General features: G+C 39.1%; 23 protein-coding genes. 17 read left to right on the top strand and 6 right to left on the bottom strand.

Annotated elements, in window-relative coordinates:
* Nucleotides 1–121 precede the first annotated feature (121 nt).
* The 6 genes from aspS to ruvB all read left to right on the top strand — a co-directional run bounded on the left by aspS (nucleotide 122) and on the right by ruvB (nucleotide 5,516).
* A complete protein-coding gene (aspS, locus tag QSH13_RS07535; protein WP_109397583.1) occupies nucleotides 122–1,906 on the top strand; it encodes an aspartate--tRNA ligase in 1,785 nt (594 codons plus the stop codon).
* Between the two features lie 3 nt (nucleotides 1,907–1,909).
* Nucleotides 1,910–2,344, top strand: a complete 435-nt coding sequence (nudB, locus tag QSH13_RS07530; RefSeq protein ID WP_286039014.1) for a dihydroneopterin triphosphate diphosphatase — start codon at nucleotides 1,910–1,912, stop codon at nucleotides 2,342–2,344.
* A gap of 27 nt (nucleotides 2,345–2,371) precedes the next feature.
* The gene (locus QSH13_RS07525) at nucleotides 2,372–3,127 is read left to right on the top strand and encodes a YebC/PmpR family DNA-binding transcriptional regulator (protein WP_023582074.1); all 756 of its coding nucleotides are present in this window, start codon (nucleotides 2,372–2,374) and stop codon (nucleotides 3,125–3,127) included.
* Nucleotides 3,128–3,250: 123 nt separating this feature from the next.
* On the top strand, nucleotides 3,251–3,772 hold the full coding sequence (gene ruvC / locus QSH13_RS07520) for a crossover junction endodeoxyribonuclease RuvC (RefSeq protein WP_006536599.1): 522 nt from the start codon (nucleotides 3,251–3,253) through the stop codon (nucleotides 3,770–3,772).
* A 103-nt stretch (nucleotides 3,773–3,875) separates the two neighbouring features.
* A complete protein-coding gene (gene ruvA, locus QSH13_RS07515; RefSeq protein WP_109406229.1) occupies nucleotides 3,876–4,496 on the top strand; it encodes a Holliday junction branch migration protein RuvA in 621 nt (206 codons plus the stop codon).
* A 12-nt stretch (nucleotides 4,497–4,508) separates the two neighbouring features.
* Complete coding sequence (gene ruvB, locus QSH13_RS07510) at nucleotides 4,509–5,516, top strand: Holliday junction branch migration DNA helicase RuvB (protein ID WP_109397580.1); 1,008 nt, start codon at nucleotides 4,509–4,511, stop codon at nucleotides 5,514–5,516.
* Between the two features lie 97 nt (nucleotides 5,517–5,613).
* On the opposite strand, the gene znuB is transcribed toward ruvB, so the two are convergent.
* Entirely contained in the window at nucleotides 5,614–6,399 is a 786-nt protein-coding gene (gene znuB, locus QSH13_RS07505) for a zinc ABC transporter permease subunit ZnuB (protein ID WP_109397579.1), read from the bottom strand.
* Nucleotides 6,392–7,117 (bottom strand): zinc ABC transporter ATP-binding protein ZnuC, encoded by a 726-nt coding sequence (gene znuC, locus QSH13_RS07500; RefSeq protein ID WP_286039015.1) that lies wholly within the window; start codon nucleotides 7,115–7,117, stop codon nucleotides 6,392–6,394. Before znuC ends, znuB begins: the two co-directional genes overlap by 8 nt.
* A 74-nt stretch (nucleotides 7,118–7,191) precedes the next feature.
* On the opposite strand from znuC, the gene znuA reads away from it, so the two are divergent.
* The 3 genes from znuA to lpxM all read left to right on the top strand — a co-directional run bounded on the left by znuA (nucleotide 7,192) and on the right by lpxM (nucleotide 10,554).
* On the top strand, nucleotides 7,192–8,136 hold the full coding sequence (gene znuA / locus QSH13_RS07495) for a zinc ABC transporter substrate-binding protein ZnuA (RefSeq protein WP_109397578.1): 945 nt from the start codon (nucleotides 7,192–7,194) through the stop codon (nucleotides 8,134–8,136).
* Between the two features lie 12 nt (nucleotides 8,137–8,148).
* Complete coding sequence (mepM, locus tag QSH13_RS07490; RefSeq protein WP_286039016.1) at nucleotides 8,149–9,474, top strand: murein DD-endopeptidase MepM; 1,326 nt, start codon at nucleotides 8,149–8,151, stop codon at nucleotides 9,472–9,474.
* Nucleotides 9,475–9,579: 105 nt separating this feature from the next.
* Nucleotides 9,580–10,554 (top strand): lauroyl-Kdo(2)-lipid IV(A) myristoyltransferase, encoded by a 975-nt coding sequence (gene lpxM, locus QSH13_RS07485; protein WP_196544275.1) that lies wholly within the window; start codon nucleotides 9,580–9,582, stop codon nucleotides 10,552–10,554.
* An 80-nt stretch (nucleotides 10,555–10,634) separates the two neighbouring features.
* Here lpxM and pyk read toward each other — a convergent pair whose 3' ends face one another.
* The gene (gene pyk, locus QSH13_RS07480) at nucleotides 10,635–12,077 is read right to left on the bottom strand and encodes a pyruvate kinase (protein WP_109397575.1); all 1,443 of its coding nucleotides are present in this window, start codon (nucleotides 12,075–12,077) and stop codon (nucleotides 10,635–10,637) included.
* Nucleotides 12,078–12,308: 231 nt separating this feature from the next.
* On the bottom strand, nucleotides 12,309–13,151 hold the full coding sequence (locus QSH13_RS07475) for a MurR/RpiR family transcriptional regulator (protein WP_109397574.1): 843 nt from the start codon (nucleotides 13,149–13,151) through the stop codon (nucleotides 12,309–12,311).
* A gap of 352 nt (nucleotides 13,152–13,503) precedes the next feature.
* On the opposite strand from QSH13_RS07475, the gene zwf reads away from it, so the two are divergent.
* The 3 genes from zwf to mdtI all read left to right on the top strand — a co-directional run bounded on the left by zwf (nucleotide 13,504) and on the right by mdtI (nucleotide 16,367).
* A complete protein-coding gene (gene zwf / locus QSH13_RS07470; RefSeq protein WP_109397573.1) occupies nucleotides 13,504–14,979 on the top strand; it encodes a glucose-6-phosphate dehydrogenase in 1,476 nt (491 codons plus the stop codon).
* 612 nt (nucleotides 14,980–15,591) lie between these two features.
* Nucleotides 15,592–16,032, top strand: a complete 441-nt coding sequence (gene mdtJ, locus QSH13_RS07465; RefSeq protein ID WP_109397701.1) for a multidrug/spermidine efflux SMR transporter subunit MdtJ — start codon at nucleotides 15,592–15,594, stop codon at nucleotides 16,030–16,032.
* 2 nt (nucleotides 16,033–16,034) lie between these two features.
* On the top strand, nucleotides 16,035–16,367 hold the full coding sequence (mdtI, locus tag QSH13_RS07460; protein ID WP_109397572.1) for a multidrug/spermidine efflux SMR transporter subunit MdtI: 333 nt from the start codon (nucleotides 16,035–16,037) through the stop codon (nucleotides 16,365–16,367).
* 142 nt (nucleotides 16,368–16,509) lie between these two features.
* On the opposite strand, the gene QSH13_RS07455 is transcribed toward mdtI, so the two are convergent.
* Together QSH13_RS07455 and QSH13_RS07450 are read right to left on the bottom strand one after the other, a co-directional pair.
* Complete coding sequence (locus QSH13_RS07455) at nucleotides 16,510–17,151, bottom strand: LysE family translocator (protein ID WP_286039017.1); 642 nt, start codon at nucleotides 17,149–17,151, stop codon at nucleotides 16,510–16,512.
* A 337-nt stretch (nucleotides 17,152–17,488) separates the two neighbouring features.
* A complete protein-coding gene (locus QSH13_RS07450; protein WP_109397570.1) occupies nucleotides 17,489–17,833 on the bottom strand; it encodes a RidA family protein in 345 nt (114 codons plus the stop codon).
* 85 nt (nucleotides 17,834–17,918) lie between these two features.
* Between QSH13_RS07450 and yoaA the strand changes: the two genes are divergently transcribed.
* The 5 genes from yoaA (at nucleotide 17,919) to rnd (ending at nucleotide 24,551) form a co-directional block, all read left to right on the top strand.
* Nucleotides 17,919–19,862 (top strand): DNA repair helicase YoaA, encoded by a 1,944-nt coding sequence (gene yoaA / locus QSH13_RS07445; protein WP_286039018.1) that lies wholly within the window; start codon nucleotides 17,919–17,921, stop codon nucleotides 19,860–19,862.
* A 92-nt stretch (nucleotides 19,863–19,954) separates the two neighbouring features.
* Nucleotides 19,955–20,656, top strand: coding sequence for a tRNA (adenosine(37)-N6)-threonylcarbamoyltransferase complex dimerization subunit type 1 TsaB (tsaB, locus tag QSH13_RS07440; protein ID WP_286039019.1), 702 nt, complete (start codon nucleotides 19,955–19,957; stop codon nucleotides 20,654–20,656).
* 90 nt (nucleotides 20,657–20,746) lie between these two features.
* Nucleotides 20,747–21,343, top strand: a complete 597-nt coding sequence (locus tag QSH13_RS07435; protein WP_109397567.1) for a Slp family lipoprotein — start codon at nucleotides 20,747–20,749, stop codon at nucleotides 21,341–21,343.
* A gap of 302 nt (nucleotides 21,344–21,645) precedes the next feature.
* Nucleotides 21,646–23,334 carry a long-chain-fatty-acid--CoA ligase FadD gene (fadD, locus tag QSH13_RS07430; RefSeq protein ID WP_109397566.1) on the top strand — a complete coding sequence of 563 codons (1,689 nt, stop codon included), beginning with the start codon at nucleotides 21,646–21,648 and terminating at the stop codon, nucleotides 23,332–23,334.
* A gap of 98 nt (nucleotides 23,335–23,432) precedes the next feature.
* The gene (rnd, locus tag QSH13_RS07425; protein ID WP_109406232.1) at nucleotides 23,433–24,551 is read left to right on the top strand and encodes a ribonuclease D; all 1,119 of its coding nucleotides are present in this window, start codon (nucleotides 23,433–23,435) and stop codon (nucleotides 24,549–24,551) included.
* Nucleotides 24,552–24,738: the final 187 nt, after the last annotated feature.

The following is a 24,738-nucleotide window of genomic DNA, read 5'->3' as shown; positions in this document are numbered from 1 at the left end:
CTCTTATCTCCGGGAAGAATTTTCGTTATAATGTCTGCCTTTTTTTTGACACTACTCGAAAAAGACTATTGCCAAAATTTCCGCAGCAGAAAGCACAACAAGCTGAGTAAAAGGATATTGTATGCGTACTAATTATTGTGGGCAGTTGAATGGCGCCCATGTGGGCCAAAAAGTGACTCTTTGTGGTTGGGTTAACCGTCGCCGTGACTTAGGTGGACTTATCTTTATTGATATGCGAGATCGCGAAGGTATTGTTCAAGTCTTCTTTGACCCAGAGCAGAAAGAGGCATTTTCTCAGGCTTCAGAACTGCGTAATGAATTTTGTATTCAAGTCACAGGAACAGTACGCGCTCGCCCTGATAGCCAAGTTAATAAAAATATGGCAACAGGTGAGATTGAGTTAGCGGCAGAATCTCTGTCTATTTTTAACCGTTCAGAGCCATTACCGTTAGATAGCAATCAAACAAATACTGAAGAGCGTCGTTTAACTTATCGTTATTTAGACCTGCGTCGCCCAGAAATGTCAGAGCGCTTAAAAACCCGAGCTAAAATCACAAGCTTTGTTCGCCGTTTTATGGATGGTGAAGGTTTCCTTGATGTTGAAACCCCTATGCTGACAAAAGCGACACCAGAAGGTGCGCGTGACTATTTAGTTCCAAGTCGAGTACATAAAGGTAAATTCTACGCGTTACCACAATCACCACAGCTTTTTAAACAGCTGTTAATGATGTCTGGCTTTGATCGTTACTATCAAATTGTAAAATGCTTCCGCGATGAAGACTTACGTGCTGATCGTCAGCCTGAATTTACACAGATCGATGTTGAAACCTCTTTTATGAGTGCAGATCAAGTACGCGAAGTGATGGAGCGTATGATCCATGCATTATGGTTAGATATTCTTAATGTTGATTTAGGTGCATTCCCTGTAATGACTTTTGCTGAAGCAATGCGTCGTTATGGTTCAGACAAACCAGATTTACGTAACCCTATGGAACTGAAAGACATCGCTGATTTAGTCAAAGATGTTGAGTTCAGTGTATTTGCACAAGCTGCCAACGATGAAAGATGCCGTGTTATCGCATTGCGTGTACCGGGTGGGGCATCATTAACCCGTAAAAATATTGACGAATATACACAGTTTGTTGGTATCTACGGTGCTAAAGGCCTTGCGTGGATGAAAGTTAACGAACGCGTGAAAGGTATTGAAGGCGTACAAAGCCCAATTGCTAAATTCCTGACTAACGATGTTGTTAACTCAATTTTAGAAACAACGGGTGCAACAGACGGTGATTTAATCTTCTTTGGTGCAGGTCGTAAAGGCACAATCAGTGATGCGATGGGTGCTCTGCGTCTGAAAGTCGGACGTGATCTTGAACTGACTGATTTAAATGCATGGAAACCATTATGGGTCATCGACTTCCCAATGTTTGAAGAAGATGAAGAAACGGGTAGCTTAAGTGCGATGCATCACCCATTCACTTCACCAAAAGACTTATCACCAGATGAATTGACTGCACACCCAGTAGGTGCTGTGGCAAATGCTTATGATATGGTTATTAATGGTTATGAAGTGGGTGGTGGTTCAGTGCGTATCCACCGCAATGAAATGCAACAAGCGGTATTTAGCATTTTAGGTATTGCACCGAATGAGCAACAAGAAAAATTTGGTTTCTTATTAGAGGCTCTTAAATTTGGTACTCCACCACATGCAGGTTTAGCTTTTGGTTTAGACCGTTTAGTGATGTTGTTAACAGGCACTGATAACATTCGTGATGTTATTGCTTTCCCTAAAACAACAGCAGCTGCGTGTTTAATGACTAATGCACCAAGCTTTGCTAATGAAGATGCTTTAAAAGAGTTAGCGATTGCAGTAACTCAAAAAGAAGTTAGCGAAGATAAAGAGTAAATGATGAAATATAAGCGCCCGATATCCGTTTTAGTTGTTATTTATGCAAAAGAGACCAAACGGGTGCTTATGCTAAAGCGTCGAGATGATCCTGATTTCTGGCAATCTGTGACTGGCAGTTTAGAGAAGGGGGAGACGCCTTTTCAAACGGCATTGCGCGAAGTGCAAGAAGAAGTTGGAATTGATATCATAAAAGAAAATCTTGAGCTGGTGGATTGCCATCGCTCAATTATTTTTGAAATTTTTGCACATTTTCGGCATCGTTATGCACCAGATGTTACTCATTGTCAGGAACATTGGTTTACATTAGCACTACCCGCAGAGCGAGATATTGTGCTTACTGAGCATTCGCAATACCAATGGTTAGACGCGCCACTGGCGGCAAAATTAACAAAATCCGCCAGTAATCAGCAAGCGATTGAAGAATTTGTTATTTAATGATTAGACCACGTTTGGAGATATTTCATGGCAGGTCATAGTAAATGGGCCAATACAAAACACCGTAAAGCAGCGCAAGATGCGAAACGCGGTAAAATTTTCACTAAAATCATCCGTGAATTAGTTACAGCAGCACGTTTAGGTGGTGGTGATCCAGCAACTAACCCACGTTTACGTGCGGCAGTTGATAAAGCATTATCGAATAACATGACTCGTGACACCTTAAATCGTGCAATTGCACGTGGTGTGGGTAATGATGAAAACGATAATATGGAAACCATCATTTATGAAGGCTACGGCCCAGCAGGTACTGCTGTGATGGTTGAATGCTTAAGTGATAATCGTAACCGTACTGTTTCCGATGTTCGCCATGCATTTACCAAAACAGGTGGTAACTTAGGAACAGATGGTTCTGTATCTTATCTGTTTACCAAAAAAGGTGTAATTTCATACGCACCAGGTGTTGATGAAGATGCCGTTATGGAAGCTGCGTTAGAAGCAGGTGCTGATGACGTTGAAACTTTTGATGATGGCGCTATTGATGTTTACACGACACCAGAATCTTTTGGTGAAGTAAAAGATGCGATGGATGCAGCAGGTTTTGTTGCTGAATCAGCAGAAGTTTCAATGATCCCATCGACTAAAGCAGAATTAGATATTGAAACGGCACCAAAGTTAATGCGTCTTATTGATATGTTAGAAGACAGTGATGACGTACAAGAAGTGTATCACAACGGTGATATCTCAGATGAAGTTGCAAAACAACTGGAAGATATCCTGTAATCGTTCTGACGATTATCGAAAATAACGGTGTTTAACGCAGTTATTAAAAGTGCGAAGAGAAGAGCAGAGCAGATTTTTTGCTCTTTTCTCTCGCCATCGACCATATCGGCAACAGGAATTGATATGGCTATCATTTTAGGTATAGACCCTGGTTCGCGTGTTACAGGCTATGGTGTAATTCGACAGCAAGGGCGACAACTTATCTATTTGGGAAGTGGTTGTATTCGTACACAAGTTCCCGACCTTCCTAATCGACTTAAACGTATTTATGCAGGTGTTAGCGAAATTATTACCCAATTTTCGCCAGATGTGTTTGCGGTTGAGCAAGTCTTTATGGCTAAAAATGCCGATTCGGCACTTAAACTTGGGCAAGCGCGCGGTGTTGCGATACTTGCCGCAGTTAATAATGATCTCCCTGTTTTTGAATATGCCGCTCGTCAAGTCAAACAAACTGTAGTGGGTACGGGGGCTGCTGAAAAAAGCCAAGTACAGCATATGGTGCGTTCAATATTAAAATTATCTGCTGCACCACAATCGGATGCTGCTGATGCATTGGCGATTGCGATTACACATTGCCACTTTAACCAAAATTTACTACGTGTAGGTGATCCGCGTCTTGTTTTAACGCGAGGCCGGTTAAGATAAGTTGTTATCTTGGTAAATGTCTTTGGTTTTTCACAAGCTGGATATACGTCCAGCTTTTTTTATGTTATAAACTTGACGTAATTATTTTTGCGGAGGCGTTAGAGTGATAGGTCGTATCAGAGGAATTATTCTTGAAAAACAGCCACCAGTGGTGCTGATTGAAGCAGGTAATGGTGTTGGTTATGAAATCAATATGCCAATGACCTGTTTTTATGAATTGCCTGATATTGGCCAAGAAGCCATTATCTATACGCAATTTATTGTACGTGAAGATGCACAATTACTTTATGGTTTTAACCAAAAACAAGAACGTGCACTCTTTCGTGAATTAATTAAAGTAAATGGTGTAGGGCCTAAACTCGCTTTAGCCATTCTATCTGGTATGTCTGCTCGCCAATTTGTGACCGCCATTGAAAATGAATCTATTACTTCATTAGTAAAATTACCGGGTGTAGGCAAGAAAACAGCTGAGCGTTTAGTTGTTGAAATGAAAGACCGCTTTAAAGGCCTTAATGGTGATTTATTCGAAAATAGTGATATCGAGTTACCTGAAAGCACTTCACCTAAAGCGCCAAAAGTGGCTGATATTGAAGCCGAAGCTTCTGCTGCATTAATCGCATTGGGCTATAAGCCACAAGAAGCGGCAAAAATGATCAGTAAAGTGGCAAAGCTGGGTACAGATAGTGAGACGCTTATCAGAGAAGCGTTACGCGCGGCTATTTAGGAGTAACACATTGTGATTGAAGCAGATCGCCTGATTTCAGCAGAAATTCAACAACCTGAAGAAGAAATTATTGATAGGGCTATTCGCCCTAAATCTCTTGCCGAATATGTTGGGCAACCGCAAGTTCGAGAACAGATGGAGATTTTTATTCAGGCGGCTAAATTACGTCATGATGCACTCGATCATTTACTTATCTTTGGACCTCCTGGATTAGGTAAAACCACATTAGCAAATATTATTGCTAATGAAATGGGGGTGAATTTACGTACGACATCAGGCCCTGTACTTGAAAAAGCGGGTGATCTCGCTGCTATGTTAACTAACCTTGAGCCTCATGATGTATTATTTATTGATGAAATCCATCGTCTTTCACCAGTTGTTGAAGAAATTCTTTACCCAGCAATGGAAGATTATCAACTTGATATAATGATTGGTGAAGGACCTGCGGCTCGTTCAATTAAAATTGACTTACCTCCCTTTACCTTAGTAGGGGCAACGACAAGAGCGGGCTCTTTAACATCACCATTACGTGACCGTTTTGGTATTGTTCAACGTCTTGAGTTTTATCATGTTGACGATCTTCAGCATATTGTTTCTCGTAGTGCTAGTTTTATGGGATTAGAGATGACAGATGAAGGTGCTCGCCAAATTGCTATGCGTTCACGAGGTACACCACGTATTACTAATCGATTATTGCGCCGTGTGAGAGACTTTGCCCAAGTAAAGGGCAATGGTGCTATTGATGAAGAGATTGCTTCTAAAGCGCTTGATATGTTGAATGTGGACGCGGCGGGTTTTGATTATTTAGATCGTAAACTCCTTTTTGCCATTATTGATAAATTTATGGGTGGCCCAGTGGGGTTAGATAACCTTGCAGCCGCAATTGGTGAAGAGCGTGAAACCATAGAAGACGTATTAGAGCCTTATTTAATTCAGCAAGGTTTTATTCAGCGTACACCAAGAGGCCGTGTTGCCACTAATCATGCCTATCGTCATTTTAATCGAATTATGGAAGATTAGTTTCCTTACAATAACTCGATAATGAATCATAAAAATAACCCTCACTAGAAATTATAGTGAGGGTTATTTTTTGCATGAAATCTTATTTATATTTCAATTACTGTTTAGTTGGGGCAAATAAACTTAAGATAAATAGACAGCTCGCCGCTAAAACCACAGAAGGACCAGCGGGAGTATCATAGAAAGCAGAGAAGGTTAAACCGCCTGTAATTGCCAACATACCAACAACGACTGCAATCAGAGCCATTTGCTCTGGCGAACGAGCAAAACGACGTGCTGTTGCCGCTGGGATGATCAGTAAAGAGGTAATGATTAGTGCACCTACAAACTTCATCGCTAAACCAATGGTTAATGCGGTGATCATCATTAGCTTTAAGCGTTCTCTCTGAATATTTACACCATCAACAAATGCCATATCTTGATTAATTGTCATGGAAAGCAGAGGGCGCCATGAGCGAAGGATCACAAATAAAACAATCACAACACCAATAAAAATACTGAGAACGTCTTGATAGTTTACTGATAGCAAATCACCAAACAGATAAGCCATTAAATCAACACGCACATTCGACATTAAACTAACAACCACAAGCCCTAAAGAAAGCGCACTATGTGCCATGATCCCTAAAAGAGTATCAACAGAAAGTTGAGGTTTTAATTCTAACCAGACCAATAAAATAGCGAGAAGGAGCGTGACTGCAATAACAGCATAAAAAGGCTCGATATTAAACAGCAAACCAAAAGCAACACCAAGTAGTGAAGCGTGTGCTAAGGTATCACCAAAATAAGACATCCGGCGCCAAACGACAAAAGAACCCAAAGGGCCCGCCGCCATTGCTAAGAGCATACCGGCAATCCAACCCGGTAACAGCAACTCAATCATGACGACACTCCTTACTATGCTGGTGATGATGACGATAAATACCCAGTTGCTCAGCACCACGACTTCCAAACATGGCAATGAATTCTGGGTGAGAAGAAACAACGTCAGGTGTGCCCGAACAGCAAATATGACCATTTAAACAGAGCACTTCATCTGTTTTTGCCATCACAAGATGAAGATCATGAGAAACCATCAAGATGGCACAACCTAATTCATGGCGAAGCTGATTAATTAAATCATAAAGTGCTAATTGACCATTAACATCAACACCTTGGGTGGGTTCATCTAAAACTAAAAGTTGAGGTTGATTAAGTAATGCTCTTGCTAACAATACACGTTGAGACTCACCACCAGAAAGTTTCTGCATAGGTTGATCGATTAATTTAGCTGCATTAACTCGTTCTAAAGCTGGGAGAATATCTTTATTATGGACTCCCGGTTTTAGTGTCATAAAACGTTTAACGGTGAGTGGCATGGTTGGTTCAAGATAAAGTTTTTGTGGCACATAACCTACTCGTAGCGCATTTAGACGCTCAACTTTTCCTGAGGTTGGATTTAATAAACCAAGAACTAAACGGATAACTGTAGATTTACCAGCACCATTAGGGCCAAGTAAAGTAAGAATACGGCCTGCTTTTAGATTAAAAGAGATATCTTTTAAAATTTTTCTTTCACCAAAAGAAACACAAACCGATTTTAAACAAATCAAGTCAGACATAAAATTAGCACTTGCAGAATCATTGAAACGTTATAATATAACATTTCCAATGATGATTCACGAGAATTCTTCCTATGTTACATAAAAACAACAAATTTGCGCATCGTTTTTTATTGAAATCATTTTTAATGACAGCGATGATAAGCTCATTTAGTGCTTCAGCGCAGGCTGATGTGGTCGTTTCCATTAGACCATTAGGATTTATTGCGGCAGCTATCGCTGATGGGGTAACACCAACAGAAGTTTTATTGCCAGATGGAGCCTCTCCACACGATTATGCATTAAAACCTTCTGATTTGAAAAAAATCACCTCCGCAGACCTGATGGTATGGGTAGGACCAGATATGGAAGTGTTTTTAGATAAGCCATTAAACAGACTTACTGACAATCATAAGTTGGCTTTAGCGGAAACTAACGAAATAAAGTCGCTTTTATTGAAAGATGATGGTGACAATGTGCATAAACATGAGGAAAATCACGAACATCATTCTCACGGTGATTATAATATGCACATCTGGTTATCACCAGAAATTGCGTTGTCGTCTGCAAAACAGATCCACGAAAGGTTAATTACACTCTATCCAGATAAAAAAGAACTTCTGGACGTAAACCTAGGTAAATTCAGCGAACAACTCAAGCAAACTGATAGAAATCTTGTTAATATTCTGTCGCCTGTGAAAAATAAGGGTTATTTTGTCTTTCATGATGCTTATGGCTACTTCGAAAAACATTATAATTTAAAGCCGTTAGGTCATTTTACTATCAACCCTGAAATACAGCCGGGTGCACAGAAATTACATCAAATACGAACACAGTTGGTTGAGCAAAAAGCAACCTGCATTTTTGCTGAGCCACAATTTAGGCCGACGGTAATAGAAACAGTGGCGAAAGGCACTGGGGTTAAAATGGGTGTATTAGACCCCCTAGGAAGTGGGATTGCTCTGACTCAAGAGAGCTATATAAAATTCCTTACCCAACTAGCTAACCAATATGCGAGCTGCCTGAATGAAACACAATAAGGAATTAAGAACGTGCAGCAGAAGAAATCCATTGCACAGGTATATTTAAGTTTACCACTCCCACATAAGATAATGCTTGGTTCGTTAACTGCAGCAACACTGGCCGTCGCAATTTGGCGACCAGTGGTTCTTCAAAATGAGCAAAGCCGAGAAGTTCCTGTCAGCATTCAAATGCCTTCAGCAGTACAAAGTGAAAATACAGATGACATTATCACTGACAGTAGTGATCAGCTTACTGATGAAGGGTTAGTCGGTGCGGAAGATGGTACAGATACAAGCACTGCAGTTGCACAAGTTCCTCATACTTATATTGTCTCTAGTGGTGATTCACTAAGTTCAATATTAACTCAGTTTGGTATTGATTCTTCTGATATCGCAACTATTTCTAATCAAAATAAAGATCTTAGAAACCTTAAAATCGGGCAATCTATTAGCTGGGAGCTTGATGATAATGGGTTGCTAAAAGAGTTAAGTTGGGGGATTTCTCGTCGCGAAACACGTGTTTATACCCGCACTGAAACGGGCTTCAAAGAGACAAAAGAGTTTCAAAAAGGTGAGTGGAAAAACAGCGTTACCACTGGTGTTATTCGTGGTAGTTTTTCTGTTAGCGCAACAAATGCAGGTTTAACTAATTCAGAAGCACGTGCAGTGACTAAAGCATTGCAATGGCAAGTAGACTTTAAAAAACTACAAAGTGGCGATCAATTTGCTGCACTTTTTTCTCGTGAAGTGCTTGATGGCCGTACAGAGCAAAGTGAACTTATTGGTGTGCGTTTACGCAGCGCAGGCAAAGATTACTATGCTTTCCTTGCTGAAGATGGTCGTTTTTATGATAGCCAAGCTGGTGGGTTAGAACGTGGATTTATGCGATTCCCAACAGTGAAGCAGTTTAGAGTTTCCTCTCAATTTAATCCTCGTCGTATTAATCCTGTTACGGGGCGTTTAGCTGCTCATAAAGGTGTCGACTTTGCTATGCCAGTAGGAACACCTGTACTAGCAACAGGGGATGGTGAAGTTATTGTGGCAAAATATAGTGGTGCTGCGGGTAACTTTATCGCTATTCGTCATGGTAGCCAATACACCACACGTTATATGCACTTACGTCAGTTACTTGTAAAACCAGGACAACGAGTTAAACGTGGGGATAGAATTGCCTTATCAGGGAATACCGGTCGTTCTACAGGGCCTCATTTGCACTATGAGCTGTGGATCAACCAACAAGCAGTCAATCCACTTACGGCAACTTTGCCTCGAGCTGATGGTTTAACAGGTAAAGATAAACAAGAATATCTTGCTAAAGTAAAAGAGATTAAACCTCAGTTAGTGCTAGACGATTGACAATAAACACGATTTTAAAGACATAAAAGCGGATGATTGATATCATCCGTTTTTGTTTTAATGTTTTTTACGCCTATTTGGGATATCAATTCAGAGAGTTATCTGATGAATAAAGAAAAAGATACAGATAGCAAAGCGGGTTATGTACCCACTTTTCACTGTGCCTATTTACATCCTCGTCATTGGGGAACATGGTTAGGTGCAGGTGTATTAAGTGTATTAGCTTATATGCCAGTAAAGTGGCGTGATCCATTTCTTGCTGCTATTGGTCGTTTTGTTGGACGTAAAGCGAAAAGCGCAAGACGCCGTGCAGATATCAACTTGAGATACTGTTTTCCAACATGGAATAAAACGCAACGTGAAAATGTTCTCGACAGCATGTTTGAAACTGCGCCCCAATCTTTTGTGATGTTGGCAGAGCTTTGCTTAAGAGGCCCTGAACGTATATTAAAACGTACATCTTGGCAGGGGCTAGAAATCATTGAGCGTTTTAAAGAGCAAGGCCGTAATGTTATTTTTATGGTGCCTCATGGCTGGGCAGTTGATATCCCTGCAATGTTATTAGCATCAACAGGCCAGAAAATGGCAGCGATGTTTCACCACCAAAAAGATCCTGTTGCTGATTATTTATGGAATAAAGCACGTCATCATTTTGATGGTCGATTACATTCACGCGAAGCAGGCATTAAGCCTTTTATTTCTTCCGTGCGACAGGGGTACTGGGGCTATTATCTGCCAGATCAAGATCATGGCGCAGAGCATAGCCAATTTGTAGATTTTTTTGGTACCTATAAAGCGACATTACCTGCGATTGGGCGATTAATGAAAGTATGCCGAGCGGCTATCGTACCATTGTTCCCCGTATATTGTCATAAAACACATCAGCTGAGTATTATTGTTCGTGAGCCCATGGATGATATTGAAGATAAAGATGATGCCTATATTGCTCGTAGAATGAATGAAGAGTTAGAAGCACTTGTGACACCAACGCCAGAGCAATATACGTGGATCTTAAAATTGCTGAAGACACGTAAAGAGGGCGAAATAGAGCCTTACGCTCGTGAGAATATCTTGAACTAATTCATGTACGAAAAACAAACAGATAAAAAACGGGCTCTTAATAAAGAGCCCGTTTTGTTATTACGATTTAGAGTTCTGTGTTATTCAACAGTCAGAATACGGCATGTATTGGTACTACCGATTGTACCCATTTGGTCACCCTGAGTGACTAACACTAAATCACCAGAAACTAAGAAACCTTTATCACGTAAACGACCAATTGCTTCGTTAGCAGCGGCAATTCCATCTGTGTGTGTACTGCAATAAACAGGTGTCACGCCACGATAGAGTGCGGTTTGATTCAATGTTTTCTCATGACGAGACATTGAGAAAATGGGTAAACCTGTACTGATACGAGACATCATGCGAGCAGTACGACCTGACTCAGTCATTGCAATAATCGCATTAACGCCTTTCATATGGTTAGCTGCATACATTGTAGACATCGCAATGGCTTCTTCCACTGAATCAAACACCATATCTAAACGGTGCTTAGAAACATTGGCAGCTGGCATTTTTTCAGCACCTAAACAGACTTGAGCCATTGAAGCGACTGTTTCTGCTGGATATTGTCCTGCGGCGGTTTCTGCTGAAAGCATAACGGCATCAGTACCATCTAATACGGCGTTAGCAACGTCCATTACTTCGGCACGAGTTGGCATTGGATTTGTTATCATTGACTCCATCATTTGAGTGGCAGTGATAACGACACGATTAAGCTGACGAGCACGACGAATTAGTTTTTTCTGTACGCCAACCAGCTCAGGATCACCAATTTCAACGCCTAAATCGCCACGAGCAACCATAACTACATCTGAAGCAAGAATGATTTCATCAATGATTTCATCATTAGCAACTGCTTCAGCTCGTTCTACTTTTGACACTATTTGGCACTCACAGCCAGCATCACGAGCTAAACGACGAGCAAGGTTAAGATCTTCGCCCGTTCTTGGGAATGAAACAGCAAGGTAATCAACACCAATTTTTGCAGCAGTGATAATATCTTGCTTATCTTTTTCTGTTAATGCATCAGCAGAGAGGCCTCCACCGAGCTTATTAATACCTTTATTATTAGATAAAGGGCCACCAACAGTCACTTCAGTAAAGACTTTTAAACCATCAACTTTGAGGACTTTTAACTGAACTCGACCATCATCAAGAAGTAAAATATCGCCTGGAACTACATCGGCTGGTAAGCCTTTATAATCAATACCTACTTGATTTTGATTACCTTCGCCTTTTTCGAGCGCTGCATCAAGTAAGAATTTATCACCGACATTCAGGAAAACTTTTCCATCTTTAAAGGTAGATACACGGATTTTAGGGCCTTGTAAATCCCCGAGAATAGCGACATGGCGACCTAATCTTGCTGCAATTTCACGTGTACGATTTGCGCGAGCAAGATGATCTTCTGCAGAACCATGAGAGAAATTTAATCGAACAACATTTGCGCCAGCAATAATAATTTTTTCTAAGTTATTATCACGATCTGTTGCTGGGCCTAAGGTGGTAACAATTTTTGTTCTTCTGAGCCGTCTGGACATGTATTACTCCGTTGACCTTGAACGAAAGGTGTTGGCAATTGGATAAAACAGAAATAAGACTATGTTTTACCCAATATGTTAAGTGAAACGCTTCAAGCTAATTGCAACATATACAGCTGTTTTCATTATATACGAGAGTTAGCTCGCAGATATGCTACCATTTTTCAAAAACTTATCTAGTCAGGGGCACAATTTGAAGTGTGACAATACTAACAGAATAATTAAAAACGGTTATTTATCAAACCGTGAATCACGTAAAGCTTCTTTGACGCGCTTCAAGTTATCTCTGAATTTTGGTCCTCGACGTAAAATAAATCCTGTTGCGAGAACATCAATAATAGTCAGTTGGGCAAGGCGGGAGATCATTGGCATGTAGATATCAGTATCTTCTGGTACATCAAGCAAGATGGGAAGGGTCGCTTCAGAGGCTAAAAGAGAGCCCGGAGTTGTAATGGCAATAACAGCCGCATCGTTTTCCCGTGCGATTTTGGCAATTTCAACTAAATTTTTAGTACGACCGGTATGTGAAATAATAACGACCACATCTCCATCAGTACTGTTTATGCAACTCATTCGTTGCATAACAATGTCATCAAAATAAGTGATAGGAATATTAAAACGAGAAAACTTATTCATGGCATCGTGAGCAACGGCTGCTGATGCACCTAAACCAAAAAAAGAAATTTTTTTAGCTTGCGTCAAAATATCAACGGCACGATTGATTGCGGCGATATCAATATTGTTTTTAACGTTTTCAAGTCCCGCCATTGCGGATTCAAAAATTTTATTGGTATAAGAAGAGACCGTATCAGAATCATCAATATTACGATTTACATAAGGCGTACCGTTGGCAATGCTTTGTGCTAATTGTAATTTGAAATCAGGAAATCCTTTTGTTGCCATTCGGCGGCAAAATCGATTAACAGTTGGCTCACTGACATCAGCGGTTTTAGCCATTAAGGCAATACTTGAATGGATAACGGTTTGTGGTGCAGTTAAAACAGCCTCTGCGACTTTTTTTTCTGATTTACTCAAGATGTCCAGATTCGACTGAACCCTTTCCAATATATTCATTAAATATACAGATCCTTGGCTTTACCAATTTCAATAAAAGGAGAAATCTATAACGGTTTTATGAAAATATACTACGCAAAGAACAAGGCTTGCAGTGTAAACCATCGGTAAGCTGGGCTTTTTTCGTTAAAGTATGACGTGTGTCTAACTTTCAAAGCTGAAAACAAGAAACAAAACTGTAGTAAAGTTACAAGAAAAGATAAAAACACGGGTCATAAAATGAAGTGCCACAATATGTGTGCTAAGTTAAAGAGTAAAATGTGCAAGTGTATTTACTGAATACATTCAAAAGAGTACATTAATACAAAGTTCTGTAACAAAATTACAAAATCTCATCATGAGGAGACGTTCTATGGCAGCGATATCGACTGCTCAGGCCTGTGATCTGGTTATCTTCGGTACGAAAGGGGATCTGGCACGCCGTAAGCTCATTCCATCATTATATCAATTGGAAAAAGCAGGATATATTCACCCTGACTCTCGTATTATTGGTGTCGGCCGTGCTGATTGGGATGTTGAGGCATATAAAAATGTCGCTCATGAAGCGTTAAAAACCTTTTTAAAAGAAGAAATTAATCCTGAAATTTGGCAACGTTTAAGTGATCGTCTCGATTTTTGTAATCTTGATGTCAATGAAACAGACCATTTTATTGAATTATCAAAACACCTAAAACAAGATAAGTTACCTGCTATCTACTATTTTGCGATGCCACCTAGTACCTTTAGTGCAATGTGTCAGGGATTAGGTCATGCAAAATTAAATAAAGAGCCAAACCGTGTCGTAATGGAAAAACCATTAGGGACAGATTTAGCCTCTTCAGTTTCTATTAATGATAGTGTGGCAAAATACTTTAAAGAGAGCCAAATTTATCGTATTGACCACTATTTAGGGAAAGAAACAGTATTAAACCTTTTAGCTCTTCGTTTTGCCAATTCCCTTTTTGTTAACAACTGGGACAATAAAACAATTGATCATGTCCAAATTACAGTTGCAGAAGAAGTGGGTATTGAAGGGCGTTGGGGATATTTTGATCAAGCAGGTCAAATGCGTGATATGGTGCAAAATCACCTATTACAAATCCTGACTATGATTGCGATGTCTCCGCCAGCTGATTTAACTGCTGACAGTATTCGTCAAGAAAAAGTGAAAGTTTTGCGTTCATTGCGCCGTATTGATAACACAAATATTCGCGAAAAAACGGTTCGTGGACAATATACCGGCGGCTTTGTACAGGGTAAAAAAGTACCCGGTTATCTTGATGAAGAAGGTGCCAATAAAACCAGCAATACTGAAACATTTGTGGCAATTCGTGCTGATATCGATAATTGGCGTTGGGCTGGTGTTCCGTTCTATTTAAGAACAGGTAAGCGTCTACCAAGTAAATGTTCAGAAGTTGTGGTTTATTTTAAAAAGCCTGCGCTGAATATTTTCAGTGAGACTTACCAAGAGTTACCACAAAATAAGCTCACTATACGTTTACAGCCAGATGAAGGGATCGACATCGAAGTGCTAAATAAAGCGCCAGGACTCGACCATAAACACCGTTTACAAACAACTAAGCTGGACTTGAGTTTCTCGGAAACATTCAACCAGACGCATTTAGCGGATGCTTACGAGCGCTTACTGTTAGAAGCCATGCGTGGTATTCAAGCGTTGTTTGTGCGTCGTGATGAAGTAGAAGAAGCATGGAAATGGGTTGATTCAATTATCAATGCATGGGAATGTGATAATGAGCTCCCTAAACCATATCAAGCGGGAACATGGGGACCAGTTGCATCTGTTGCAATGATCACGCGTGATGGTCGCTCTTGGAATGAAATTGAATAATTGATTTTGATTGTCCATTCTAAAACAAAAACACCCAGTTATGCTGGGTGTTTTTGTCTCACTTAAATATCTTTAAGCATAATTCCAGCAATTTAGATGAATAAAACTACTGAAGGATCGTAAAACTGTTGATTAACTATGCAATCTAATTTTAACTAGAAACTAAAACTTAAATAAAACCAACTAATTTTAACTAGAAACTAAAACTTAAATAAAACCAACTAATTAACTAAAAAATTTTCTTCAAAAGGATTGCTTTAAATAATTTGGCATGATAGAAATATCATGTAACATTTAACCATCTTATATGAGGGTTCGGAGTATATCGTGCGGATGGTCTGTGCGATGAAAGAATAAATAATCATGACTAGCGCCAAAAGCGTCAAAGTTAAACGTTCTACCTATAAGTTATTCCTTTCTGCTATTTTATCCAGCGAACACTACTGGTGTGGCGCATTATAGAAACCTCTCATCTTAATTCCTGAGTTATCAGGAAACGACGTTGCCTTAACGTTCGGCTATTATTGCCGCCAGAAAGACTATCTACATATTCTCTATCTTCTGCGCAAGAAACGTTTTGGCGTATTTCGAATGTGTATGAGAGATGAAAAAATGATTTATTGGATATTTTTAGCATTAGCTATTGTTTGTGAAGTTATCGGTACTTTATCAATGAAGTACGCCAGTGTAAGCGGTGGTTACACGGGTATGATAGTCATGTGGTTAATGATTGCCACTTCCTATATCTTTTTAGCCATAGCCGTTAAAAAAGTGGCATTAGGTGTAGCATATGCACTGTGGGAAGGTATTGGAATTGTCATTATTACGACATTCAGCGTTCTGTGGTTTGGTGAATCACTCTCACCACTAAAATTAGGTGGCCTAGCAATGTTGATTGCAGGGATCACGCTTATCAAATCAGGTACTAAAAAATCGGCTGTTGCTAAGAAAACAACTGCCTCGGTAAAAAGTATCGCCGGTAAAGCTAAGCACGTTGCCAGTGCTGTAAAAGGAGCGAATAAGCCAATTCCTGCTAATATTAAGGAGGCTTAATTATGTTAGCTCAATTTGAATGGTGGCATGGTGCGTTCTTAATACTAGCCGTAGTGCTTGAGATTGTCGCAAATATATTCTTAAAAATGTCTAATGGCTTTAGCCGTATGGGATTAGGAATATTATCATTGATTTGTGTATTAGGCGCCTTTAGTGCACTTGCTATGGCCGTTAAAGGGATAGAGCTTTCTGTTGCTTATGCCCTTTGGGGAGCATTCGGAATTATTGCAACTATCGCCGCTGGTTGGATTTTATTTAATCAGAGACTCAATTATAAAGGATGGGGGGGAATTATATTATTACTGGTTGGTATGGTAATGATTAAATTTGCCTAAATCTTATTAACTCAATGAGCGAGATATTGATAAAACAAAAATAGAATTATCGCAGCAAAATAAATGACATTAAAAAAGCTGAATTCATAAGAATTCAGCTTTTTTTCACGATTAAATCTATTTAAAACGATAATGATAAAATTTAACTTTTGCTTCGTTGCCCTAAAAGTAAGCCCATACTTGCGAATATCAAAAGCGAGGAACAAACGCGATTAAAAATACGTTTAGATTTAGGTTTTACTAAAAGTTGTTTCATATACAGACCGATAGCGGCATAAAGCATAATGGCAATAAATTCTAGCAGAAGAAAAAGTGTACCTAAAATTGCAAATTGATAGCCTGTTGACATTTCAGGATCTATAAATTGAGGTAAAAAAGCGGTAAAAATTAAAATAGCTTTAGGATTACCAGAAGCAACAAAAAACTCTTGCTTCATTAGTGTCAAAGGGCTTTTATTTTGTGTCGCTTTTAATAATGCAAATCCTTCTACAGGTGCTCGCCAAAGTTGAACAGCTAAATATAATAAGTAAGCAACACCTAAAAACTTAATTGCGTAAAAGATAAGTTCAGAAGTGTGTAAAACTACAGCTAAACCTAGAGAAGCTAGGCAGAGCATAAAAATAAAAGCTACGAGCCGACCTAATCCACCTATGCAAGAAATTTTAAAACCATAATGTGTTGCATTATTAATGGATAATAAGTTATTTGGGCCTGGAGCTAAATTTAATGCAAAACAGGCGGGTAAAAAAAGAAGTAATGTTGTTATGTCCATATCGATACTCATATTATTTATTTTATAACTATTCGATAATATCGTCATCGCTTGCTTTTTTAAATAATTAAAACAGAGAGTCAAAATATTTATTTACTTCTTAATTAGAAATAAATACTGAGATTTAAAAATAAAATAGCTTTTCTGTCTTTAATAATGATGAATATGTAGAGTTTTTCTCATAGAAAGACCCTGTTACTATTATTTTATCAGCGATGTTATTTTTTGCTGATAAAATGAAAAAAGATAAGTATGGTGATGAGTGTTTATTAGACAGCTATCTTGATTTAGTTAATAAATTTAATTCAAAAATAAGCACCCATAAATTTGGGTGCTCAGTATAGTGCAGTTATAAGGCTGCAATAATTTTAATTTCAACTTTATATTCAGGGTGCATTAATTGTGCTTGGACAGTACAACGTACGGGGGCGCTACCTTTGGCAACCCATGCATCCCATGCTTTATTCATACCTTCAAAATCGGCTTTATCAGCTAAAAAGATTGTCGCATCAAGAATTTTAGTTTTATCAGAACCTACACGTTGTAACAAAACGTCAATTGCCGCTAATGTGTCTGCTGTTTGTTCAATAATATCGTCTGATAAATTTTCTGGCACTGCAGTGTAATAAATTGTGTCGTTATGAATTACGGCTTCAGACCAGCGATCTTCAGGGTCGATACGCTTAATTGTCATTATGAGTTCTCCTTTGTATTAACGGCATAGGTGGTACTTTGGGTTATCCACTGGCATAATTTACGTCTTATTTTATAAAAAGAGTATGCCTGTGTCAGACGATTTTGCAGAAAACGGGATTTTAACCCGAACTATTCCAGGATTTCATCCCCGTGAAGCTCAACGACAAATGGCGAAATCAATAACTGAAATTATTGATAAGCAAGGTGTACTTATCGCTGAGGCGGGTACAGGTACAGGAAAAACGTATGCTTATCTTGTGCCCGCGTTGCGTTCGGGTAAAAAAACGATTATCTCAACAGGATCTAAAGCCTTACAAGATCAATTATATAGTCGAGATTTACCCACGATCATTGAAGCGATTAATTATGATGGTAACACCGCGTTATTAAAAGGGCGCTCTAATTATCTCTGTTTAGAACGACTTGATCAGCAAATGCTCAGTGGTGGTGATCTTGAAGCCGAAATTTTGTCTGATGTAATGTATGTACGCCAATGGTCAACACAGACCGAAGATGGTGATGTTAGTCGCTGTCATAGTGTTGCAGAAGATAGTCGCGTTTGGCCTTTAGTCACTAGCACTAACGATAACTGTTTAGGAAGTGATTGCCCTCGTTATAAAGAGTGTTATGTTCTAAGTGCACGTAAAAAAGCAATGGATGCGGATATTGTGGTGGTTAATCACCATCTATTTATGGCTGATACTGTCGTTAAAGATACTGGTTTTGGTGAGTTAATTCCGGAAGCTGAAATTATGATCTTTGATGAAGCCCATCAAATTCCAGATATTGCTAGCCACTATTTTGGTCAACAACTTACTAGTAGGCAGCTTTTTGATCTAGCCAGAGATATGACAGTGGCTTACCGTACAGAAGTTCGTGATCAAGTTCAGTTGCAAAAAAGTGCTGATAGATTAACCCAAATGGTGATGGATTTTCGTTTAGTGCTAGGTGAGGCAGGGTATAGGGGAAATTTACGGGAGCTATTGCAAGGTATTGAAACAAAACGTTTTCTTACATTACTGGATGATGCCTTAGAATTGAGTTATGACGTTATGAAACTCTCTTTAGGTCGAAGCCAATTACTTGATAGTGCTTTTGAACGAGCCACCGTTTATCGTAATCGATTGAAACGTTTGATTGATACTACAATTCCAGGTTATAGCTACTGGTTTGAAAGTTATGGTCGCCATTTCTTATTAGCTATTACGCCTCTCTCTGTTGCAGATAAATTTCGCGAATTAATCAAATCACATAAAAGTAGCTGGGTATTTACTTCCGCAACACTTTCTGTAAATGAGAAAATGTCTTATTACACGGATAGGTTGGGCTTAGAAAACGCGACAACACTGATTTTAAACAGCCCATTTGATTATCAACATCAGACGTTACTCTGTGTACCACGTTATTTGCCTCCATTAAATCAACCTTATACGGCAAAACGTTTAGCGACTATGCTGACGCCTGTTATTTTAAAAAACCAAGGTCGCTGTTTTTTCCTTTGTACTTCACATGCCATGATGCGTGGACTTGCTGAAGAGTTTAAAGCTAGTTTGCCATTACCTGTATTAATGCAAGGTGAGATGAGCAAAACACAATTACTGCAAAAATTTGTCTCATCAGGAAATGCGCTTTTAGTTGCGACTCAAAGTTTTTGGGAAGGTGTTGATGTGCGTGGCGATACACTGTCTTGTGTGATTATTGATAAATTACCATTTACTGCACCCGATGATCCTTTATTAAGGGCTCGTATTGAAGATTGTGAGTTGCGGGGCGGAGATGCCTTTAGAGATGTCCAAATTCCTGATGCTGTCATTAGTTTAAAACAAGGTGTCGGGCGATTAATTCGTGATGTGCATGATTATGGTGCAATTATAGTTTGCGATGATAGGTTGGTTTCTCGTGCATATGGTGAGGTTTTTTTAAGTAGTTTGCCACCATCACCACGCACGCGATCACTCGAAAAAACAATGAAATTTTTGAGCCAACGCGCACAGCAGAATGAAATACAAGAAATATCGGATTCATAATAGCGATCGCACAGAATGTGTGTTTATTCTGTTGAACACTATTATGATATTATTCTTCCTCTTTTAATTATCGAATTTGCCGGAGTTATGGCGTGTCACTGCGAATTTTAGCAATTGATACTGCAACAGAATCTTGTTCTGTTGCAGTTTGGAATGAAGGCGTTGTTGCTTCACGTTTTGAGATCTCACCTCGTGAACATACACAAAAGATTTTACCTATGGTGAAAAGCGCCTTAGAAGAAGCAAACATCACATTGCAGTCATTAGATGCACTTGCTTTTGGTCGAGGCCCAGGAAGTTTTACAGGTGTTCGTATTGGTGTGGGGGTTGCACAAGGTATTGCGTTAGGTGCTGAATTGCCAATGATTGGTATTTCATCACTTGCCACAATGGCTGAAGGTGTCTTTAGAACAACGGGTATTAAACATGTTCTGGTAGCAATCGATGCACGTATGGGCGAAATTTATTGCGCTCAATATCAGCGTAATGATGAAGGTGCTTGGGTGGGGGAAGACACTGAAGCGGTGATGAAACCTGAACAATTTATTGAAACATTACAATCCACAATGGGAACTTGGGCAATGGCAGGTACAGGCTGGCAAGCTTACCCTGATTTAAAAGAGGCACTGCCTTTTACTGTTGTTGAAACTGAGATTAAGCTTCCTGCTGCACAGGATATGTTACCCCTTGCTGTAAACGCTTGGCATAAAGGTAAAGCAACGAAAGTTGAAGATGCTGAACCTGTTTATTTACGTAATGAAGTGACGTGGAAAAAACTGCCTGGTCGTGAATAAATTTATGTATCAATTAGACGCCTAAAAGTGAAGCTAAGCTATAATATTATTATAGAGTAACGTTAATATTGACTTGCAATGAGGTGGTTTATGAACAGACAATTAAACTACTGTTTGGTAAGCAAAGTGCTATTTTTATCTAGTGCTTTGTTTCTGGCGGGATGCGTCTCTATACCTGAATCAATAAAAGGTACATCAGCAACGCCTGTTACTGATTTAAATAGAGTTTTTGTTGCACCTGAGCTTTATATTGGTCAAGAAGGGCGTTTTGGTGGGCGTGTGATTGATGTTAAAAACCTTCAATCATCAACACAGCTAGAGATTGCTGTTATGCCTCTTTCTCAATACGATGCAGCACCCGAATTGCGACAGCCTTCTATTGGGCGTCTCTATGCTAATGTTATGCATTTCTTAGATCCTACTGATTATAAAAATCAGTATGTAACAGTTGTTGGTACTATAAAAGGTGTTGAATCTGGCAAAGTGGGCGAAGCCACTTATCCATTCTTACGTATAGATGTGACGGGTATGAAACGTTGGACACTGACACAGCAAGTCATTATGCCAGCACCTGTTATGACATGGGGATATTATGGAGATGGCCCATATTGGGGTTATCACAATGGATATGGCGGTTATGGTGGATATCCATATGGAGCTGGCCAGGTTGTACCCGTTTTAGAATAAAAATAGGGTATCAGATTACATGACGATATAATATTTTATCTCCATTCGTGTGAAACGGTGTATAATCAACATCTATAATATATTAGGTAACTATCTAATAGAGTTATTAAAGTTGAATAAAAATAAAAGAGAGGGCGGTTTTGACCGCCTTCTTTTTTGTTAATCTAAAAAAGAAAATATTTAGTGACACACTTCGCATCTTAACAACAGAAAATTGTTTGTGCTGGTAGGATGAGTTAATACTTTGTTAAAAGTGAAACATAATATTAACCTAAGAAGTGCGATTAATCAGGAGTACTACTTTGGAAAAAGTCTGGCTAAAACGTTATCCGGCAGATGTTCCGGCTGAAATTGACCCGGACCGTTTTGCATCCCTTGCTGAGATGCTTGAAAACGCTGTCGCAAATTACGCAGATCAACCCGCCTTTATTAATATGGGCGAGGTCATGACTTATCGCAAACTTGAAGAGCGTAGCCGTGCATTTGCAGCATATCTGCAAAATGGCTTAGGATTAAAAAAAGGTGATCGTGTTGCATTAATGATGCCTAATTTATTGCAATATCCTATCGCACTTTTCGGTATTCTTCGTGCAGGCATGGTTGTCGTAAACGTAAACCCTCTTTACACACCAAGAGAACTTGAACATCAGTTAAATGACAGTGGTGCAAGTGCCATTGTAATAGTCTCTAACTTCGCGCATACGCTCGAAAAAATCGTATTTAATACCAATATTAAACACGTTATTTTGACCCGAATGGGTGATCAACTATCTCGTCCTAAAGCAACATTAGTCGACTTTGTTGTTAAATATATCAAACGATTAGTGCCTAAATATAACTTGCCTGATGCAATTTCATTTCGTAGAGCAATGCATTTTGGCTATCGTATGCAATATATTAAACCTGAAATTACAGGAAAAGATTTAGCCTTCTTACAATACACAGGAGGAACAACGGGAATCGCTAAAGGTGCGATGTTAACGCATCGCAATATGTTGGCAAACCTTGAACAAGCAAAAGCGGCTTATGTCCCTGCACTAAATGTAGGTAAAGAGCTGGTAGTTACAGCGTTACCGCTATATCACGTTTTTGCTTTAACCGTAAACTGCCTGCTCTTTATTGAAATTGGTGGTAAAAATTTACTTATTACCAATCCGCGTGATGTGAAAGGGACAGTTAAAGAACTAGGACGTTACCCTGTCACTGCAATTACAGGCGTAAATACTTTATTTAATGCTTGGTTACACAATCCAGAATTCCGTCAGCTTGATTTCTCCAAACTAAACCTCTCTGTGGGCGGTGGTATGCCTGTACAAAGTAGTGTTGCTAAAGAGTGGGAAGAGTTAACCGGTAAACATTTGTTAGAAGGTTATGGTTTGACTGAATGTTCTCCGTTAGTTACAGGTAACCCTTATAATCTGAAAAAATACAGTGGTAGCATTGGGTTGCCGGTGCCTTCAACGGACGTTAAGTTTATTGATGATGAAGGTAACGAAGTGGATCGCACTGTCGGCGGTGAAATGTGGGTTCGTGGTCCTCAGGTCATGAAAGGTTATTGGAACCGTCCTGATGCAACTGATGAAGTCTTACATGATGGATGGGTTGCAACCGGTGATATAGCCACAATGGATGATGAAGGCTTTATCCGTATCATCGATCGTAAAAAAGATATGATCTTAGTTTCAGGTTTTAATGTATACCCTAATGAAGTGGAAGAGGTTGTCTCTGCGCATCCTAAGGTTTTAGAATCAGCTGCGATTGGTGTACCAAGTAAAAACTCGGGCGAAACGGTTAAAGTTTTCATTGTGAAAAAAGATCCATCATTAACAGAAGATGAGATAAAAACACACTGTCGTCGTTACCTAACAGGTTATAAAGTACCTAAAATTATTGAATTTCGTGATGAATTACCAAAATCGAATGTTGGTAAAATTTTACGCAGAGAGTTAAGAAATGAAGAAAAAGAGTTGAAAACCTCAACTGAATCTTGATACAACACTCAATAACCTTTTTCAATTTCGCCGGTTTATACCGGCGTTTTTGTGATTAAATAAAAAATCATTAGACATAAAAATAAGAGAAACCTGTTTTGAATTATCAATTGATTACGACAGACACTGCACTAGATACCGCCTGTAAAGCCGCTTCAAAGGCTTCACAAATTGCTTTAGATACAGAGTTTGTCCGCATACGTACCTATTACCCACATCTTGGTTTGATCCAGATGTATGACGGTAAACAGATCTCTCTTATTGATCCGTTAGCAATTAAGGATTGGGCTCCGTTTGTTGAGCTATTAACAAACCAGGGTATTATGAAGTTTCTCCATGCTGGAAGTGAAGATCTCGAAGTCTTTTCTCACCAGTTTGGCTGTGTCCCAACACCGATGATTGACACTCAAGTGGTTGCTGCATTTTTAGGTCATCCCATTTCTTGTGGTTTTGCGACATTAGTTGAGAAATATGAAAATGTTGCACTAGATAAAAGTGAATCTCGTACAGATTGGTTAGCGCGCCCTTTAACTGAAAAACAGTGTCAATATGCGAGTGGTGATGTTTTCTATTTACTACCTTTAGCTGAAAAATTAATTAAAGAAGCTGAAGAAGCTGGCTATATGGATGCTATTGCCGATGAATGCGAAATGATTGCTGAACGTCGACAAGAAACGGTGGTACCAGAGCTTGCTTATCGTGATATAAGCAATGCATGGCAATTAAAAGGTCAACAGCTAGCATGCTTACAAATGCTTGCTCAGTGGCGTTTAAATCAAGCTAAATCTCGTGATATGGCATTAAACTTTGTTGTAAGAGAAGAGCATTTATGGTCTGTTGCTCGTTATCTTCCTTCATCATTAGCAGAGCTCGATGCATTGTCACTTTCAGGTCAAGAGATCCGTTGCCATGGTCGTCGCTTATTAGATTTTGTTGTTAAAGCTAAAGAAATTAAAGATGAAGATTGTCCAGAGCCTATTGGCAATTTAATCGAACAACCAAACTACAAAAAAGCATTTAAAGCGATTAAAGCGGTTATTCAAGAAATTAGTGAAGATAAACGCTATAACCCTGAGCTGTTAGCATCAAGAAGACAGATTAACCAATTATTGAGTATTCACTGGAAAATAAAAGAAGGGCAACCTGAATTGATTTCACGCTGGCGTAAAGCATTATTAGAAGAGAAAGTGACAGAAATTCTGGCACAATATCCATAGCCTTATTAATTGTTTGTTTTCTAATCTCCAATACCCCAAATAAGTTAGGTTGTTAGTTTAATAAACAATAATGAATAGGAGTCTCTTTTGAGGCTCTTATTTTTGCACACAAAAAATACCTAAAAAAGGTGAGGCAATAGATAGGTTAAATAAATTATTAGTCAATATAATAGATGTTATTGCGAAA

It is taken from the genome of Proteus faecis (genome assembly GCF_030286765.1).
Classification (GTDB): Bacteria; Pseudomonadota; Gammaproteobacteria; order Enterobacterales; family Enterobacteriaceae; genus Proteus; species Proteus faecis.
Note: the sequence above shows the minus strand (reverse complement) of the source record. Positions and strands in the feature narration are given on the sequence as shown.